A 1175-nucleotide genomic window follows, 5' to 3' on the forward strand; every position below is an offset into this window, starting at 1 on the left:
AGCATGTTATTGGAACGATTAAACGTGATGGGCATTTAGGAACTATTCAAACAGACTGGATTTTGCCTGATTTAGAAAAAGCACTCGCAGCGATTGGAGGGGATGATGACTGATTTAGTGAAAGTGGTGGAGGGGATAGATGACAATTACTGAACAACAATTCTATGACATGCTCAATGTTGATGAACACATGAATTTTACAAATAGAATCCAAGAGCTTGTTTTTGATAAAAAAGGACGTGAAGAATTTTATTCTAAAATCTTAAATATCCACCATGACATGGGCATTGATTTCTTTAGAGACTATTTTATGGCTCATTCAGCTGTTTCAGCAAAAGGGCAGCATTATACACCAGATGAACTTGGTAAGCTCACAGCGTTGCTTGTAGGTGGTTCTGGAGGTGCTGATTTAACTGGAGCAGGAACAGGAACTCTAATTATCCAAAAATGGCAAAATGATCGAATGAATGCAGACTTTTTTAACTATTTGCCGAGTAACTATTGGTACCAGGCATTAGAATTATCGGATGAAGCTATTTCATTCTTGATTCATGCCTTTGCAATCCGAGGGATGAATGGTGTAATCATTCATGGTGATGCATTGGAAATGGCCGTGAAGCAAGTTTATTTCATTCAAAACAGTGCTAATAATCCGATTGGTTTCTCAGAGATAAATGTTATCCCTCACAGCAAAGATGCAATGGAATTTTTAGGGATTCATGAATGGACGGAACAGGCAATTGAACATATTGAAAGTAAATTTCCTGACTGGATTCCACTCATAGAAGAAAAGAAAGGACAGATGAGTTTATTTGAATGAATTATTTCATGAATACTAAGGAGATTTGAATGACCGACAAACTAATATCTGGTCAATGACTGGTGGGGAGGGATTGAATGAATAATGAATTGCAAGAATTATTAATACAAATCATAAAAGCAGCAATGATTGCTATTCCAATTTGGGGACTTATTATCATGGCTTTTATCATATTCATTTTCAAAAATGATATTAAAAAATGGTGGAGGAATAGAAAATGAAACTTTTGTGTAAGCTGTTCGGGCATAAGTGGGAACCATTGCCATTTACAATGAGCGAAGACCGTTGCGTAAGATGCGGAGAAATACTCAAGCATAATGCTGGGTGCTTCATTTATGATTTCAACCGCTCAGAC

At 36.7% G+C, this 1175-nt stretch carries 3 protein-coding genes; all 3 read left to right on the forward strand.

The genetic code is table 11. The features are described from left to right. The first annotated feature begins 139 nt into the window (after positions 1 to 139). Entirely contained in the window at positions 140 to 820 is a 681-nt protein-coding gene (locus AB0O15_RS48025) for a hypothetical protein (protein ID WP_063283376.1), read from the forward strand. A gap of 77 nt (positions 821 to 897) precedes the next feature. Next, the gene (locus AB0O15_RS48030) at positions 898 to 1041 is read left to right on the forward strand and encodes a hypothetical protein (RefSeq protein ID WP_010905362.1); all 144 of its coding nucleotides are present in this window, start codon (positions 898 to 900) and stop codon (positions 1039 to 1041) included. A gap of 50 nt (positions 1042 to 1091) precedes the next feature. Continuing rightward, the coding region (locus AB0O15_RS48035) for a DUF1660 family phage protein (RefSeq protein WP_260313840.1) at positions 1092 to 1175 on the forward strand (84 nt) is incomplete at its 3' end.

The sequence above is a fragment of the Actinoplanes sp. NPDC089786 genome (assembly GCF_040684855.1).
Classification (GTDB): domain Bacteria; phylum Actinomycetota; class Actinomycetes; order Mycobacteriales; family Micromonosporaceae; genus Actinoplanes.

Excerpts from the sequence above, each read along its gene's own strand:
- AB0O15_RS48025 (WP_063283376.1), top strand. The coding sequence starts at position 140 with ATGACAATTACTGAACAACAATTCTATGACATGCTCAATGTTGATGAA.
- AB0O15_RS48030 (WP_010905362.1), top strand. The coding sequence starts at position 898 with ATGAATAATGAATTGCAAGAATTATTAATACAAATCATAAAAGCAGCA.